This is a genomic window from Bradyrhizobium genosp. P (genome assembly GCF_049949265.1).
In the GTDB taxonomy this organism is placed as follows: Bacteria; Pseudomonadota; Alphaproteobacteria; order Rhizobiales; family Xanthobacteraceae; genus Bradyrhizobium.
Genome location: NZ_CP188195.1, coordinates 8,357,328 through 8,372,847, shown reverse-complemented (window position 1 = coordinate 8,372,847; position 15,520 = coordinate 8,357,328). Strand labels below are relative to the sequence as shown.

The 15,520-nt window shown below is 63.7% G+C and carries 13 protein-coding genes, 1 tRNA gene and 1 pseudogene; 6 read left to right on the top strand and 9 right to left on the bottom strand.

The window, feature by feature from the left end:
* Positions 1-151: 151 nt before the first annotated feature.
* Positions 152-3,616, bottom strand: coding sequence for a carbamoyl-phosphate synthase large subunit (carB, locus tag ACP2YO_RS40170; protein ID WP_426436721.1), 3,465 nt, complete (start codon positions 3,614-3,616; stop codon positions 152-154).
* A 159-nt stretch (positions 3,617-3,775) separates the two neighbouring features.
* Entirely contained in the window at positions 3,776-4,948 is a 1,173-nt protein-coding gene (locus ACP2YO_RS40165; RefSeq protein ID WP_426436720.1) for an MFS transporter, read from the bottom strand.
* 116 nt (positions 4,949-5,064) lie between these two features.
* Between ACP2YO_RS40165 and ACP2YO_RS40160 the strand changes: the two genes are divergently transcribed.
* A complete protein-coding gene (locus tag ACP2YO_RS40160; protein WP_426443436.1) occupies positions 5,065-5,436 on the top strand; it encodes an ArsR/SmtB family transcription factor in 372 nt (123 codons plus the stop codon).
* Positions 5,437-5,551: 115 nt separating this feature from the next.
* On the opposite strand, the gene ACP2YO_RS40155 is transcribed toward ACP2YO_RS40160, so the two are convergent.
* Both ACP2YO_RS40155 and ACP2YO_RS40150 read right to left on the bottom strand, forming a co-directional pair.
* Positions 5,552-5,627, bottom strand: a tRNA-OTHER gene (locus ACP2YO_RS40155).
* A gap of 77 nt (positions 5,628-5,704) precedes the next feature.
* Positions 5,705-6,394, bottom strand: a complete 690-nt coding sequence (locus ACP2YO_RS40150; protein ID WP_426436719.1) for a class I SAM-dependent methyltransferase — start codon at positions 6,392-6,394, stop codon at positions 5,705-5,707.
* Between the two features lie 137 nt (positions 6,395-6,531).
* Here ACP2YO_RS40150 and ACP2YO_RS40145 point away from each other — a divergent pair, with 137 nt between their 5' ends.
* Positions 6,532-7,059, top strand: a complete 528-nt coding sequence (locus ACP2YO_RS40145; RefSeq protein ID WP_426436718.1) for a Dps family protein — start codon at positions 6,532-6,534, stop codon at positions 7,057-7,059.
* Positions 7,060-7,188: 129 nt separating this feature from the next.
* Here ACP2YO_RS40145 and ACP2YO_RS40140 read toward each other — a convergent pair whose 3' ends face one another.
* The 4 genes from ACP2YO_RS40140 to carA form a co-directional block, all read right to left on the bottom strand.
* The gene (locus ACP2YO_RS40140; protein WP_426436717.1) at positions 7,189-7,713 is read right to left on the bottom strand and encodes a cupin domain-containing protein; all 525 of its coding nucleotides are present in this window, start codon (positions 7,711-7,713) and stop codon (positions 7,189-7,191) included.
* A gap of 173 nt (positions 7,714-7,886) precedes the next feature.
* The gene (locus ACP2YO_RS40135) at positions 7,887-8,987 is read right to left on the bottom strand and encodes a mandelate racemase/muconate lactonizing enzyme family protein (protein WP_426436716.1); all 1,101 of its coding nucleotides are present in this window, start codon (positions 8,985-8,987) and stop codon (positions 7,887-7,889) included.
* A 127-nt stretch (positions 8,988-9,114) separates the two neighbouring features.
* On the bottom strand, positions 9,115-9,612 hold the full coding sequence (locus ACP2YO_RS40130) for a PaaI family thioesterase (RefSeq protein WP_426436715.1): 498 nt from the start codon (positions 9,610-9,612) through the stop codon (positions 9,115-9,117).
* Between the two features lie 8 nt (positions 9,613-9,620).
* Complete coding sequence (gene carA, locus ACP2YO_RS40125) at positions 9,621-10,814, bottom strand: glutamine-hydrolyzing carbamoyl-phosphate synthase small subunit (RefSeq protein ID WP_426436714.1); 1,194 nt, start codon at positions 10,812-10,814, stop codon at positions 9,621-9,623.
* Positions 10,815-10,975: 161 nt separating this feature from the next.
* Here carA and ACP2YO_RS40120 point away from each other — a divergent pair, with 161 nt between their 5' ends.
* The 3 genes from ACP2YO_RS40120 to ACP2YO_RS40110 are packed head-to-tail and all read left to right on the top strand — an operon-like array spanning position 10,976 to position 12,676.
* Positions 10,976-11,677 carry an alpha/beta fold hydrolase gene (locus ACP2YO_RS40120; protein ID WP_426436713.1) on the top strand — a complete coding sequence of 234 codons (702 nt, stop codon included), beginning with the start codon at positions 10,976-10,978 and terminating at the stop codon, positions 11,675-11,677.
* Positions 11,678-11,736: 59 nt separating this feature from the next.
* On the top strand, positions 11,737-12,192 hold the full coding sequence (locus ACP2YO_RS40115) for a GatB/YqeY domain-containing protein (RefSeq protein WP_426436712.1): 456 nt from the start codon (positions 11,737-11,739) through the stop codon (positions 12,190-12,192).
* 16 nt (positions 12,193-12,208) lie between these two features.
* Positions 12,209-12,676, top strand: coding sequence for a hypothetical protein (locus tag ACP2YO_RS40110; RefSeq protein ID WP_426436711.1), 468 nt, complete (start codon positions 12,209-12,211; stop codon positions 12,674-12,676).
* 58 nt (positions 12,677-12,734) lie between these two features.
* Here ACP2YO_RS40110 and ACP2YO_RS40105 read toward each other — a convergent pair whose 3' ends face one another.
* Positions 12,735-13,697, bottom strand: coding sequence for an MBL fold metallo-hydrolase (locus tag ACP2YO_RS40105; protein WP_426436710.1), 963 nt, complete (start codon positions 13,695-13,697; stop codon positions 12,735-12,737).
* Between the two features lie 167 nt (positions 13,698-13,864).
* On the opposite strand from ACP2YO_RS40105, the pseudogene ACP2YO_RS40100 reads away from it, so the two are divergent.
* Positions 13,865-15,474, top strand: a pseudogene (locus ACP2YO_RS40100) (acyl-CoA synthetase).
* Positions 15,475-15,520 lie beyond the last annotated feature (46 nt).

Below are 15,520 nucleotides of genomic sequence, written 5' to 3'. Positions count from 1 at the left end.
GTTCAGCTAACGCAGGACCAGGGCCTGAAAGGCGCCCGGAAACCCAGTGATATTCGGCCCCGCTAAGGGCCGTGACAACATCCAATCGCGCGGTGAGTTCCAGCCGTCGGGCTAATTGCTGACCGCCCCGGGCCTTCGGCCCGGGCGGCGATCAGCTCTCGGAAAAGTAACTCTGAAGCGTGCGGACCTCAAGGTCCCCGTCCCGATAGGCGCGGATCCCCTGCGCGGCCGCCACCGCACCGGAAAGAGTGGTGTAATACGGCACTTTATGCAAGAGGGCAGCCCGCCGCAGCGAGCGGCTGTCGGCCAGCGCCTGCGGACCTTCGGTGGTATTGAAGACCAGTTGGACGTCGCCATTGGTGATGGCGTCGACGATATGCGGGCGGCCCTCCAGCACCTTGTTCACCTTCTCGGTCGGCACGCCGTGATCGGCGAGGAAGCGCTGGGTCCCTGACGTCGCCATCACCTTGAAGCCGAGATCGTGCAGCAGCCGCACGGCGTCGGCGATGCGGTCCTTGTCGCCCTCACGCACCGAGACGAACACCGTGCCCCGGCGCGGCACGCGCGTGCCGCCGCCGAGCTGGCTCTTCGCGAATGCGACCTCGAACGAGCGATCGATGCCCATCACCTCGCCGGTCGAACGCATCTCCGGTCCGAGCACGGTGTCGACGCCGGGGAAGCGGGCGAACGGGAAGACCGATTCCTTGACGCCGACATGGCCGAGCTTCTTCTTCGTCAGCTTGAAGTCGGCGAGCTTCTCGCCGGCCATGATCCGCGCCGCGATCTTGGCGACCGGCGTGCCGACCACCTTGGCGACGAACGGCACCGTGCGCGACGCGCGCGGATTGACTTCGAGCACGTAGATTTCGCCATCCTTGATGGCGAATTGCACGTTCATCAGGCCGACCACGTCGAGGCCGAGCGCGAGCTCGCGGGTCTGCCGCTCCAGTTCATCGATCATCTTGGCATCGAGCGAGTGCGGCGGCAGCGAGCAGGCGGAGTCGCCGGAATGGATACCGGCTTCCTCGATGTGCTCCATGATGCCGACGATGAAGGTGTCCTTGCCGTCGCACAGGCAGTCGACATCGATTTCAGTGGCGTCCGACAGATAGCGGTCGAACAGCAGCGGGTTCTTGCCGAGCACGGTGTTGATCTGCCCGGTCTTGTCGTTCGGGTAGCGCGCCCTGACGTCGGCGGGCACCAGCTCGGGCAGCGTCCCGAGCAGATAGTCGTTGAGCTGGTTCTCCTCGCGGATGATCTGCATCGCGCGGCCGCCGAGCACATAGGACGGACGCACCACCAGCGGCAAATCGAGATCGGCGGCCACCAGGCGGGCCTGCTCGACCGAATAGGCGATGCCGTTCTTGGGCTGCTTGAGGCGGAGCTTGTCGAGGACGCGCTTGAAGCGGTCGCGGTCTTCGGCGAGGTCGATCGCGTCGGGCGAGGTGCCGAGGATCGGTACCTCGGCGGCCTCCAGCGCGCGCGCCAGTTTCAGCGGGGTCTGCCCGCCGAACTGCACGATCACGCCATGCAGCGTGCCGTTCCTGCGTTCGGTCGCAACGATCTCGAGCACGTCCTCGGCGGTCAGCGGTTCGAAGTAGAGGCGGTCGGCGGTGTCGTAGTCGGTCGACACCGTCTCCGGATTGCAGTTGATCATGATGGTTTCGTAGCCGGCGTCGGCGAGCGCGAAGCAGGCATGGCAGCAGCAATAATCGAACTCGATGCCCTGGCCGATGCGGTTCGGTCCGCCGCCGAGGATGATCACCTTGTTGCGGTCCGACGGCTGGCTCTCGTCGGCGAGGTGGCCTGCGAACGGCCGCTCATAGGTCGAGTACATGTAGGGGGTGGGCGAGGCGAACTCCGCGGCGCAGGTGTCGATGCGCTTGAACGCGGGACGCACATCGAGCGCGTGGCGCCTGGCGGTGACGTCGGCCTCGGTGCTCTCCGCGAGCACGGCAAGCCGCGCGTCGGAAAAACCCATCGCCTTCAGCATCCGCATCGCGAACGCGTTCGCCGGCAGGCCATTCTTGCGGACCTTGTCCTCCATCTCGACGACGCCGCGCAGTTCGGCGAGGAACCAGGGATCGATCTTGCAGGAATTGAAGATCTCCTCGTTCGACCAGCCGAGCCGCATCGCCTGCGCGACCTGCAGCAGGCGATTGGGCGTCGGCGTGCCGAGCGCGGCGCGGATCGCGTTCTTGTCGTCGCCGCGGCCGAGGCCATCGATCTCGATCTCGTCGAGACCGGTGAGCCCGGTCTCCAGCCCGCGCAGCGCCTTCTGCAGGCTTTCCTGGAAGGTACGGCCGATCGCCATCACCTCGCCGACCGATTTCATCGATGTCGTCAGCGTGGTCGAGGCGCCGGGGAATTTCTCGAACGCAAAGCGCGGAACCTTGGTGACGACGTAGTCGATCGTCGGCTCGAACGAGGCCGGCGTCGCGCCACCGGTGATGTCGTTGGCGATCTCGTCCAGCGTGTAGCCGACCGCGAGCTTGGCGGCGACTTTCGCGATCGGAAAACCGGTGGCCTTCGAGGCCAGCGCGGAGGAGCGCGACACGCGGGGATTCATCTCGATCACGACCATCCGGCCATCTTCCGGATTGACGCCAAACTGCACGTTGGAGCCGCCGGTCTCGACGCCGATCTCGCGCAGCACTGCCAGCGAGGCATCGCGCATGATCTGGTATTCCTTGTCGGTCAAGGTCAGCGCCGGCGCCACCGTGATCGAATCGCCGGTATGCACGCCCATCGGATCGAGATTCTCGATCGAGCAGACGATGATGCAATTGTCCTTCTTGTCGCGCACCACCTCCATCTCGAACTCTTTCCAGCCGAGCACGGATTCTTCGATCAGCACTTCGTTGGTCGGCGACGCGTCGAGGCCGCGTTCGATGATGTCGAGGAATTCTTCCTTGTTGTAGGCGATGCCGCCGCCGGTGCCACCCATCGTGAAGGAGGGGCGGATGATCGCGGGCAGCCCGATCTCCGACAGCGCCATCAAGGCCTGGCCGAGCGCATACTCCTGGTAGCGCTTGCGGCGCTCGCTCTCACCGAGCGTCCATTGCCGCTCGAGCTCTTGCAGCGCCGCGCCGGACGCCTTCGCGCGTTCGGCGTGGTACTTGTCGCGAAAGGATTTTTTCAGGGCCGACGCGTTGGCGAGCCGCGACTTCGGCGTCTCCAGCCCGATCTTGGTCATGGCCTCGCGGAACAGCTGCCGATCCTCGGCCTTGTCGATGGCGTCGGCGGTCGCGCCGATCATCTCGACATCGAATTTCTCCAGCGTGCCCTGACGGCGCAGGCTGAGCGCGCAGTTCAGCGCGGTCTGGCCGCCCATGGTCGGCAGCAGCGCGAAGCCGCCCGGGATGACATGGCGCTCCTTTTCGATGATCTTGGCGACGATCTCAGGCGTAATCGGCTCGATATAGGTCGCGTCCGCCAGCTCCGGGTCGGTCATGATCGTCGCCGGGTTGGAATTGACCAGGACGATCCGATAGCCCTCTTCCTTGAGCGTCTTCACCGCCTGCGTACCGGAATAGTCGAATTCGCAGGCCTGGCCGATCACGATGGGACCGGCGCCGATGATCAGGATGGTGGAGATGTCGGTTCTTTTGGGCATCAGCTCTCGCGGACTGGAATTTGGGCACAAAAAAAGGGCGCGCTGGTCGCGCGTCCCTCGAGCCCTGCGCTACAGCTGTAGCGCTGGAAGCGCGATCCCTCGCGCGCGGGTGGTCTTTAGACCAGTTTCCGCACCTGCGAAACCCCCAAAAAGGCTCAATCAACCGGCAATTTCGAGCGGTTCTAGCCGCGTCTGGCGCCCGCAAATCAGCAGCGCCGCGAGTGCGGCGACGACACAGAGGCCGCCCGTCCAGCCAAGGTCGCTGGGGCCCATGACCGATAGCACCACGGCCCCGGTGATCCCCCCGATCGCGAAGCCGAGATACATCGCAGAGGCATTGAGTGAGAGCGCGATGGTCGCGACGTCAGGCTCGATCCGCACGATGCTTGCGATCTGTGCCGTGTAGAAGGCCCAGCCGGAGAAACCCTGACAGAAGATCAGGGCAAGGATGATCGGGCCTGCCAGTTCCGGCGGCGCAAACTTCAGCGCGGCCGATTGCAGGGTCAGGGCCAGTATCATCCCGATCAGTCCGAGGGTTGCGGTCGGAATCGGGCCGAGGCGATCGGCGAGCGAGCCGCCGAGCAAATTGCCGATCGCGGCTGCCGAACCGAAGGTCAATAATGCCAGGCTGATCCCGGTGGGACCGAAACCAACCTCGCGCAAGGGCACCGACAAATAGGTAAATATGGTGAAACCGCCGATCGCCCAGAGGAGTGTGATCGCAAGTGCGTGCAGCATGGCACCGCGCCGCGCGACGGCGATCCGCTGGCTAATCGTCGCGGTCGTGCGTGGCAGGCCGCGGGGCAGTCCGAACAACAGGCCAAGGAGCGCCACCGCGCCGAGGCCGGCGACCATAACGAATGTGGCACGCCAGCCGAACTGATTGCCGACGAAGGTGCCGAACGGGACACCGAGGACGGTGGCAACCGTCAGCCCTGAGGTCACAAGGGCGATCGCGCGACCGCGTCGCTCGGGAGGCGCGACGGCGACGGACACGGCCAGCGCCGTCGGCATGCACAGTCCTGCCCCAACGGCCATCAGCATGCGCGACGCCAGCAGGAACACGAACGTCGTCGCCATCGCGGCCAGCAGATTGGCGACGATGAAGCAGGAGAGCGCAAGCGCCAGCAAGGTTCGACGGTCGAAATTGTTGAAGGCGACGGCGAGGATCGGTGAACCGACCGCATAGGTCAGGGCGTAGACGGTCACGAGCTGGCCGGTGGACGCAAGGGAGACCTGCAGGTCCGCGGCGATGACAGGCAAAAGCCCTGCAATGACAAAGGCTTCCGTTCCGATCGCAAATGCCGCCACGCCCAGCCAGAGCACGCTCATGATCATTCCCCATTGTTCAATGCTTGTTGAACAATTGACTTTGTGGCGGCCTATGTCAATTAGTTCAACAAATATTGAACATTGCGCCGGCTGACCTGAATCAGTATGTGTTGGTGATGGCGAGACCCCTGCGACATCCCACGCGTGACCAGATGGAATTGCCGGTCGTGCTGGATTGCCTGAGCGATCCGATCCGGCTGGCGATCGTCTACCATTTGGCGCAGCACGAACGTGACGGGACCGAATTGTGCTGCGGCGATTTCAACGAGCTCAGCGGCAAATCGAATCTGGCCTATCACTTCGCAAAGCTGCGCGATTCCGGGTTGATGCAAACGCGCATCGTCGGCACCAACCGGCTGATGAAGCTGCGCCGCGAGGATCTGGACGCGCGTTTCCCCGGTTTGATCGATGCAGTGCTTAAATCCGCCGCGCGCGACGCCGGACGATTGCAGCTTCTTCCAGAATCCGAAATAGCCGACGCTGATTGATAGAGGGTGGAGGCCCGGTCCGTCTACGCTTTCGCTTCGCTCAAGCTACGCCGGACACGCTTTGCCCTGCCGGTCTGGCGTGGCTGCGCCACGCGTAGCCCGTCAGGGCGAAGCGTGGAGGCCCGGCCTGGATTTGAACCAGGATAAACAGTGATGCATCACTGCCGCGTTGACACTTCCGCCACCGGGCCGAGCGGATCATTGCTGATTATTTCAGCAGCCACCATGTTTACCTCTGGTTAACCTTAACGCTTCGTTACGCGGCCGATCAGTGCTGCGCCACGAACGTCATTCGCCATGGATTGTGCCCGATATTGCGCGGGGCGCGCGATGCCGTGAAGCCAGCCGCGCTGAGCTTTGCGATCATCTGGGCCTCGCGGTAGCGCTGCAGGCCGACCTTGTTGCGCAAATGCCGGTAGTCGGACAGCGCCGTCGAGACCAGCCCGATCAGCGCGTCGCGCAGGAAGCCGTGGGTCGCGGCGAAGCGCAGCAGCGCCAGCACGTCGCGCGGCATTCCGACCTCGGGCCGCAGGATATCGCCGAGCACGAAGCGGCCGGTGGGCCTCAGCAGGCGATGGATCACATCGAAAGCGGAATCCAGTTCCTCTGATGTCATGTATTGCGCGACGGAGTTCATCACGACGAGATCGACCGAGTTCTCATCCATCTTCCTGAGATCGTCGAGCGAGCGCACGCGGATCTTGGTGTTGGGCGCAAAGCGCGCAATCAGCCGGCCGCGTACGCCGGGCGCGGGCTCGGCCAGATAGAGTTTTGCGCATGCTTCCGCGACCTTCGCCGCCGAAAGGGCCTCGCCGCAGGCATAGTCCAGCACGACGGCGTCGGGCGAGGCGATATAGCCGATGATGTCGCGCGCGATGACTTCGAAATGCAGGTCGCGGTGCAACTTGCTCGCATAAATCGTATGCGTGGAATCGTAATAGTCGATCCAGTCATCCATCGTGGGGGTAATTCCGAAAAGCAGGGTTCCTGGCATAGGAACGGGCAGGGAAGTAATGCGTTAGCGGTCCGGCGGCGAATGTTCAATGCGCCGAAGGTCCGGTTCCTAACAGGCGGTTCCTAACAGGAAGGTCTCACGTGAGCAAAGCCAAGACTGATAAAATCTCCCCCGATCTCGATACGCCGAGCGATCTGCCGCAGGCTGCGGTGCACCAGATCTCGGCCGCGCTCAACACGCTGCTGGCTGATGCGTTCGCGCTCTATCTGAAGACCAAGAATTTCCACTGGCACGTCAGCGGCCGGCATTTCCACGACTATCATCTGATGCTCGACGAGCAGTCGGACGCGATCTTTGCGACCACCGACCAGCTTGCCGAACGGGTGCGCAAGCTCGGCGGCGCGACGTTGAAGTCGATCGGCGATGTCGCCAAGCATCAGACCATCCAGGACAATAACGAGGATTACGTCCCGCCGCGCGAGATGCTGCGCGAATTGATGGAGGACAACAAGCAAATGGCCGCCGCGATGCGCAAGGCACACAAGCTCTGCGACGATCACGAGGATTCCGGCACCGCCGGCCTGCTCGAGACCTTCATCGACGAGACCGAGCGCCGCACCTGGTTCCTGTTCGAAGCAAGCCGCCAGGAAGGCAGCAACGCGGCGTAGAGCCGCTGCAGGCGTTGATTTCGTAGGGTGGACAAAGGCGCGCAAGCGCCGTGCCCACCATTCTTGCACCGTTCGTGTGAAGGTGGGCACGCTTTGCTTTGCCCACCCTACGCAATGTTCGGGAAAGAGCTACCGCCTCCACAGCCGCAGCAGCGGGCCATCCTTGCCCATCACCGGATCGGTCGCGGGCACCGCGACCAGTGGAATCGTCTTCAACGCCTTCGCGTGGTTCTCCGGCGTCGGTCGCTGCAGGTCCATCGGCGGCCCCGGCGGATAGGCGCCGACCACGCAGAAATCGTCGCTCGTCGACAGGCATCGATGCCCGGTGCCGGCCGGCAGGATGGCGACGTCGCCGGCTGCGATCTCCAGCGCGCGGCCCAACTCGCCGCCGAATTGCACGCGGGCGCGGCCGCGGGCGACGCCCAGCACCTCATGAACGGTGGCGTGATAGTGCGTGTAGTCGTAGACGCCGTTCCGCCACATCGCGCCCCAGCCATTGGCACCGAACAGGCCCTCGATGGTCTTTTCGGGATGCTCATTCCGCACGTCGACCGTGGCCTTGTAGACCAGGAAGGGCATCGGGTTGTTGGGCACCAGGCCGTCGTCTTGAAAGACAAAGGTGAGGGGCTCGATATCGGTACTGATGACCGACATGGTGGTTCTCCGGCATGTTGAGGAGGCGTGATGTCAGGACAAACCAAACCGCTGGTTCGAAAACCGTTCCCGCTAAAGCGCAATGAGATTAGGCTGAATCGTCATCGCGCTTTAGCTTCTTGTTTGAGCATGATCTTTTCGGAAAACCGCTTCACACTTTTCCGGATCATGCTCTAGATCTTGAACTTCAGCACGCTTTCCTTGAATCTGAGCCCGTGTCCCGGCCGCTCCGGCGCCGTGATCATGCCGTTGGCAATCTCCGGCGGATCGACCCAGAGATCGTCGATCAGCGCCATGTTCTCGCACCAGATGCCGTTCGGGATCGAAGCCAGCAGGTGCACGTTCAGCTCGGGAAACAGATGCGGCGCGATGGTGATGCCGAACGTGTCCGCAAGCGCTGCGATCTTGCGCAGATCGGTCATGCCGCCGCGCATCGGGTCGGGCTGCAGGATCGGCAGGCAGGGATTGAGAAAGAACGGCCGCAGATCGTAGCGCGTGAAATGGGTCTCGCCGCCGACGACACGCATGTCCAGCGCCGCGGCGATGCGCTGATAGCCGGCGAAATCATCGGCCGGCACCGGCTCCTCGAGCCAGTAGATATCGTACTTCTCGAACTTGCGTCCCATCTCGATCGCGACATCGGCGGTCCAGCCCATGTTGACGTCGATCATGATATCGATATCGGGACCGAGCGCCTCGCGCATGCGGCGTACATTGTCGAGGTCTTGCGCGGGCGTGTGGACATGCGCGACCTGCATCTTGATCGCCTTGTAGCCTTGCTTGACGAAATGCAGCGCTTTCTCGATCATGCCGTCGCCGCCGGCGCCGCGGAAACAGCCCGAGCCGTAGATCGGGATCTCTGAGCGATAATGTCCCCACAGCCGGTGCAGTGGCAGGCCGGCGCGTTTCCCCACGGCATCCCACAGCGCGATGTCGAGCGCCGACATCGCCATCGCGGCGATGCCGCCGCGGCCATACGTCATCGTCGCCGTCCACAGATCGCGCCAGATCGCCTCGATCGCAGTGGCGTCCTTGCCCTTCACGCGCGGGATGATGCACTCGTCGAGACAGGCCGCGATCGACTTCATTCCCGGGCGGAACACGAACAGATAGCCCATGCCGGTGATGCCGCCTGATGTCTCGACCTCGCAGATCAGAATGTCACGTGTCGCGCCCAGCGCTGCGCCTTTCAGCCAGGGATCGTCGGCCCAGGGTAGCCGCAGCATCGTCACGCTGACGTCACGGATGGTCATGTCTGAACTGGCTGACGTCATCGGGCGTTTTCCCTGTGCTGGCCGGACCATTTTGGCCTGATCTCGGACGGGGAAAGTCAATCACATAACGCCGGCGCTGATCCAGCGCGGTCCGTCATGCCTCCAATGCGCGGGGACGCGATTGTCTTCAGGCGCTTTTGGGTAGCTCGAACACCATGCAGGTCGTGGTCGCATGCGCAACCAGCTTGCCCTTGTCGTCGGTGATGCGGGCTTCCGCGGTCGCGGCGCGGCGGCCGGCGTTGAGGACGCGGCCCTCGGTGCGGATCGTGCCGGTGTCCTTGCTCATGCCGCGGATGAAGGAGATCTTGAACTCCAGCGTGGTGTAGCCGCTGCCTTTGGGGAGCATGGTCTGCACCGCGAGCCCCATCGCGGAATCCAGCAGGATCGCGGCGTAGCCGCCATGCACCGAGCCGATCGGGTTGTAGTGGCGCAAGCCCGGCACGCTGTGGATCACCACGACGCCCGCCTCGGCCGTACAGTCGAACGGCTCGACCGTCTGCATGATCGGCGGCTCCGGCAATGTGCGGGCGAAAATTCCACGTACGAAGTCGAGGCCCGACATCGACGCCAACACCTCCATCGAGGAGACGCCGTATTCGGGCTTCGGGGCGGGGCCGTCGGTCATGGAGAACTTTACGCCGCGCTCTTCTTCTGCCGCATCAGATCGGCGAAGCGCTGGAACAGATAGTGCGAGTCGCGCGGACCGGGCGAGGCCTCGGGGTGGTACTGCACCGAGAACACCGGCTTGCCTTCGAGCGCGATGCCGCAATTGGAGCCGTCGAACAGCGAGATGTGGGTCTGCGCCGCGCCAGCAGGCAGCGTCGCCTGGTCCACCGCAAAGCCGTGGTTCATCGAGGTGATCTCGACCTTGCCGGTGGTCTCGTCCTTGACCGGATGATTGGCGCCGTGGTGGCCCTGATGCATCTTCATGGTCTTGGCGCCGACGGCGAGCCCCAGCATCTGGTGGCCGAGGCAGATGCCGAAGGTCGGCGTGCCCGAGGAGATCACCTGCCGGATGACGGGCACGGCATATTTGCCGGTCGCCGCCGGATCGCCGGGGCCGTTCGACAGGAACACGCCGTCCGGCTTCATCGCCAGAATGTCCTCGGCCGACGTCGTCGCCGGCACCACGGTCACCTTGCAGCCGACGCCGGCGAGCAAACGCAGGATGTTGCGCTTGATGCCATAGTCGATCGCGACCACATTGAATTCGGGCGCGGTCTGCCGGCCAAACCCCTGCTGCCACACCCAGGGCGTCTCATCCCAGGTAAAGCGTTGGCCGGAGGTGACCATCGGCACCAAATCCATGCCCTCGAGGCCCGGCCATTCGCGCGCCTCTTCCTTCAGCCCGTGCAGGTCGAACTCGCCGCTCTTGGCGTGCGCGATCACGCCGTTCGGCATGCCCTTGGAGCGGATCAGGGCGGTCAGCGCGCGGGTGTCGATGCCGGAGAGGCCGATGATGCCGCGCGCCTTCAGCCAGAGGTCGAGGTGGCGGGTGGCGCGGTAATTCGAGGGATCCGTGATCGCCGAGCGCAGGATCACGCCGCGCGCGCCGGGTGTCGCGGCCATGTTCACCGTCTCGATGTCTTCATCGTTGGTGCCGACATTGCCGATATGCGGGAAGGTGAAGGTGATAAGCTGCCCGGCATAGGACGGGTCGGTGAGGATCTCCTCATAACCGGTCATCGCGGTGTTGAAGCAGACTTCGCCGACGGCGTGGCCTTCCGCGCCAAGGCCAAAGCCTTCCAGCACGGTGCCATCGGCGAGCACAAGGAGCGCGGTCGGTTTGTGGTCCGGCCAGGCGGGAACGTTTTCGGGGATTGTCATGAGCCCTTTAAATAGTCGCCGCACCCTGCGCCGTCAAAGCGAAAGGGTGCGGATTCACATGGCATTGCCGGCCGATTTGACAGGCCGGAACGGCCTTTTAATCTAAAGTTCCCTTCGGCGGCCGTTTGCTTGCCGAAAATGACCCGGTCCGGAGCCTTCGCATGGACAATTCGATGCCGATCCTGCTCGTTCCGGGCGTTATCTGCTCACCGCGGATATTTGCCCCCGTGATTCCGGCTCTATGGCGGTTCGGGCCCGTGACGGTCGCCAACCACGTCAGGGACGACAATATGGGGGCGATCGCGCGCCGGGTTCTGGCCGAGGCGCCCCCGCGTTTCGCGCTCGCGGGCCATTCGATGGGCGGCTATATCGCCTTCGAGATCATGCGGCAGGCGCCCGATCGGGTTGCGAAACTGGCGCTCATGAGCACCCAGGCTAGAGCCGACACGCCGGAAGCAACAGCTCGCCGCCGGGGTCTGATCGAGCGCGCGAGGGGAGGCCAATATCGCAGCGTGGTCGACGAGCTGTTTCCCGGCTTCGTGCATCCGTCGCGGCACGGCGATGCGAACCTGCGTCAGGTCGTTGACGATATGAGCGAGGACGTCGGCGCAGAGGCCTTCATCCGTCAGCAGACCGCGGTGCTCAGCCGGCCGGACTCGCGACCGGGCATGGCTTGGATCAGGTGTCCGACGCTGGTGTTGACGAGCGATACCGATAACACTGTTCCGAATTCGCTGTCGGACGAGATGGCCAACGGCATTCCCGGCGCAAAGCTGATCGTCCTCTCCGATTGCGGCCACCTGCCGCAGCTGGAGCAGCCGCAGGCCTGCGCCGACGCGCTGGTCGAATGGCTGCGGAACTAGGTTGTTCTATCGCCGCGAACTGCCTAGATGAATGGATTCCCAGTTCCAAGGACATGACGATGCTGCGCGACGACATCAACAATGCGGTCAAGGATGCGATGAGGGCGAAGGAGGAGCGCAAGCTCTCCACGCTGCGCATGGTCAATTCGACCATCAAGAACGCCGATATCGACGCGCGCGGGCAGGGCAAGCCGCCGCTCTCCGACGCCGATCTGCTTGGCGTCCTGCAGAAGATGATCAAGCAGCGCCAGGAATCGGTCGAGCTTTACGACAAGGGCGGCCGCGCCGAACTCGCCGCCCAAGAGCGCGAGGAGATCGCGGTGATCTCGGCCTATTTGCCGAAGCAGATGTCCGATGACGAGGTGAAGGCCGCGATCGCGGCTGTTGTCACCGAGACCGGCGCTGCCGGCATGAAGGACATGGGCAAGGTCATCGGCGTGCTGCGCGCGAAATACGCCGGCCAGATGGATTTCGGCAAGGCCAGCGGCCTGGTGAAGGCGGCGCTGGCGGGATAGCGGCGGAGGTCTTGCAGTGTTTCGTGTCACAGCGGATAGCCTCGAGGCCTATCTCGCTTTCGATCCCGCCCGGACGGCGGATCTCGAACAACTGCACAGCCTGATGCGAAAGGCGGCGCCCGGCCTGAAACGGCATTTCCACACGGGAACGCCGGCGGGCGAGGCCGGCATGCGCATGACCATGATCGGCTACGGCCAGTTTCGCTACGCCATCAAATCCGGCAAGGCGACGTCGTGGCCGGTGATCGGCGTCGCTCTGCAGAAAAACTACATCAGCGTCTATGTCGCGGTCACAAGGGGCAAGAGGCCGCTCGTTGCGTTCTATGCCGGCAAGCTCGGTGAATTGCGGACCGGTGGCAACAATTTCAGCTTCGAGGCATTCGACGATCTGAAAGCCCCGGCCGTAGCGGCGCTGTTCGCCGAGGCCGCCGATATCTTCAAGGCGGACGAGCAGAATCCGGTTCGCTATATGCAGGGAGACTGAATTTCAGTTGGGCCGCAAGGGAACGCGAACAAGGCCGAGAATCCTATGCCGGCGCGATCTAGAGCTCCAGCAGGTCGTGGCCGACGACGAGATTTCCCGAAAAGTACGGCCGTACCGCGTCGAACCAGACCTCGTCCTTGAGGAAGGGATAGCCGCCGGGGACGAAGTGCGACAGCACCAGCGTCTTGACCCCTGCCTCGGTGGCGATGCGGCCGACCTGCTCGGTCGTGGTGTGGCTCGCCAGCAGATGTTCGCGCAACGTCTTGGCGTTCGGCTCGGTCGCGATCAATTGCTCGAGCGACGGAAGGTGCATGACTTCGTGGACCAGGACGTCGGCGCCTTGCGCCAGCTTGACGAGGTTTGGCGATGGCCTGGTGTCGCCCGAGATCACGATCGAGCGGTCGGGGCAATCGAAGCGGTAGGCGAAGGCGGGCGTGACCGGCGGATGCTCGACCAGGGCCGCTGACACCTTGACGTTGTCGTCCTGCATGACGAGGCCATCGGCACTGATCTCATGCGGAACGATCAAGTCCTTCAACGGCGGGCGTCCCTCATCGGCGATGCGGGTGCGGATGTCGTAGTCGTTCAGAGCGAGAGATTGCCTGGTCATCTCGGCCAGCGGCGGCGGCCCGTAGGTATCGACGCGCTTGGTGAGATCGGTCGCCCAGGCCAGCAGCAACAGATTGCCGTAGTCGGCGTTGTGATCGGAATGGTGATGGGTGATGAACACGCTGCGGATCGACGCCAGCTTGAGTTTGGCCAGGATCATCTGGCGGGCGACGCCGTTGCCGCAGTCGATCACATAGGAATTGTTGTTGACGACGATGACCTGCGCGGGAGCCGCACGATTGGGTTTCGGCGTCGGCCCGCCGGCGGTGCCGAGCAGGATCAGCCGCGATTTCGGTTTGGCGTCGGAGGCCGGTTTTGCGGCGTCATCGGCGGCCCGCACCGGCAGAAATGGCGCGGCTGCAGCCAGTGTCGCACCGGCGCGAAGGATATTGCGGCGCGTCATTTGCGGCATGAGACGTTTCCCCATCGTGCTTATGGTGTCTCCCTGCAATTGTGAGGAGACTTGCGTGCAGTAACATGTCTTGGGATAGCTGAACGCGAGGTGATCGCAAAGCGCCTCTCGAAAAATCTTTCCTTCAGGTAAGGTCGAGTCTCTGATGTCCAACCGCGCTGGCAACCATGCTGACTGAAGCCGCCACCTACGACGAACTCACCCGCAATTTCCGCTGGGACATCCCTGCGCGCTTCAACATCGCGACCGCCTGCTGCGACCGTTACGCCGACGGCACCAAGCGGCTCGCGCTGGTCTATGTCGACGAGGACGGCGGCACCACGCGCACCACGTTCGACGAGGTCGCGGACGCCTCGCGCCGCTTCGCCAATGTGCTAGGTGCCGACGGCCTGGTCCGCGGCGACCGCGTCGCGGTGTTCCTGTCGCAGTCGCTCGAACTGCCGGTCGCGCATCTCGCCGCGTTCCGCTCAGCTGTCATCTCGATCCCGCTGTTTGCGCTGTTCGGCGAAGACGCGCTCGAATTCCGCCTGTCGAATTCGGAAGCCAAGGCCGTCGTCACCGATGAGGCCGGCTGGGAGAAGATCGCAAAAATCCGCGAGCGGCTTCCCGAGTTGAAGTCGATCTATATCGTCGGCGAACGCACGCCGGCCGGGACAAAGTCGTTCTGGAACGCGATCAAATCGGCCTCGCCGGAATTCACGACCGTCGACACCTCGGCCGACGATCCCGGCCTGATCATCTACACCTCGGGCACCACGGGAAATCCCAAGGGCGCGCTGCATGCCCATCGCGTCGTGCTTGGCCATCTGCCCAATGTCGAGATGTGCCACGACTTCTTGCCCAGGCCGGCGACCTGATGTGGACGCCGGCGGATTGGGCCTGGATCGGCGGGTTGATCAACGGCCTGTTTGCGTTCTGGTATCACGGCATCCCGCTGGTCGGTCATCGCGCCCGCAAGTTCGAGCCGCAGGCGGCGATGCAAATGATGGCTGATCTTGCCATCCGCAACGTGTTCCTGCCGCCGACCGCGCTGAAGCTGATGCGGCAGGCGGGTGTCACGAATCCCGGCGTGAAGCTGCGCAGCATCTTCACCGGCGGCGAGTCGCTTGGCGGCGAACTGCTGGGATGGGTGCGCGACACCTTCGGGATCGATGCCCACGAGGTGTTCGGCCAGACCGAATGCAATCTCGTGATCGGCAGCAATTCGAACCTGTTTCCGATCCGCCCCGGTGCGATGGGCCGCGCCACGCCGGGCTTCGACGTCCGCATCGTCAACGACAGAGGCGAGGAATTGCCGCGCGGACAGCGCGGCATCATCGGCGTGCGCCAGCCATGTCCCTGCACCATGATCGAATATTGGCGCAATCCGGCGGCGACCGCGAAAAAATACGCCGGCGAATTCCTCTTGACCGGCGATCTCGGCGTGCAGGATGAGGACGGCTATTTCTGGTACGTCAGCCGCGAGGACGACGTCATCACGTCCGCCGGCTACCGCGTCGGTCCGTCAGAGATCGAGCACACGCTGATGAAGCACCCGGCAGTGGCGATGTCGGCCGTGGTCGGCATTCCCGATCCGATCCGCACCGAATCGATCAAGGCCTGGATCGTGCTGCGCCCGGGCTATGCGCCGAGCGACGCGCTGGCGCGCGAGATCCAGGAGTTCGTCAAGGTGCAACTCGCTGCCCACGAATATCCGCGTTTCGTGCAGTTCGCGGAGAGCCTGCCAATGACGGCAACGGGAAAGGTGCTGCGACGCGAGTTGAGGGCGTTGGGTTAGGTTTCTTAGCCTCGCCCCGCTTGCGGGGAGAGGCCGGATCGCATGG

Coding starts and splice junctions, on each gene's coding strand:
- carB (WP_426436721.1), bottom strand. CDS start 3,616: ATGCCCAAAAGAACCGACATCTCCACCATCCTGATCATCGGCGCCGGT.
- ACP2YO_RS40165 (WP_426436720.1), bottom strand. CDS start 4,948: ATGAGCGTGCTCTGGCTGGGCGTGGCGGCATTTGCGATCGGAACGGAA.
- ACP2YO_RS40160 (WP_426443436.1), top strand. CDS start 5,065: ATGGCGAGACCCCTGCGACATCCCACGCGTGACCAGATGGAATTGCCG.
- ACP2YO_RS40150 (WP_426436719.1), bottom strand. CDS start 6,394: ATGGATGACTGGATCGACTATTACGATTCCACGCATACGATTTATGCG.
- ACP2YO_RS40140 (WP_426436717.1), bottom strand. CDS start 7,713: ATGTCGGTCATCAGTACCGATATCGAGCCCCTCACCTTTGTCTTTCAA.
- ACP2YO_RS40135 (WP_426436716.1), bottom strand. CDS start 8,987: ATGACGTCAGCCAGTTCAGACATGACCATCCGTGACGTCAGCGTGACG.
- ACP2YO_RS40130 (WP_426436715.1), bottom strand. CDS start 9,612: ATGACCGACGGCCCCGCCCCGAAGCCCGAATACGGCGTCTCCTCGATG.
- carA (WP_426436714.1), bottom strand. CDS start 10,814: ATGACAATCCCCGAAAACGTTCCCGCCTGGCCGGACCACAAACCGACC.
- ACP2YO_RS40120 (WP_426436713.1), top strand. CDS start 10,976: ATGGACAATTCGATGCCGATCCTGCTCGTTCCGGGCGTTATCTGCTCA.
- ACP2YO_RS40115 (WP_426436712.1), top strand. CDS start 11,737: ATGCTGCGCGACGACATCAACAATGCGGTCAAGGATGCGATGAGGGCG.
- ACP2YO_RS40105 (WP_426436710.1), bottom strand. CDS start 13,697: ATGCCGCAAATGACGCGCCGCAATATCCTTCGCGCCGGTGCGACACTG.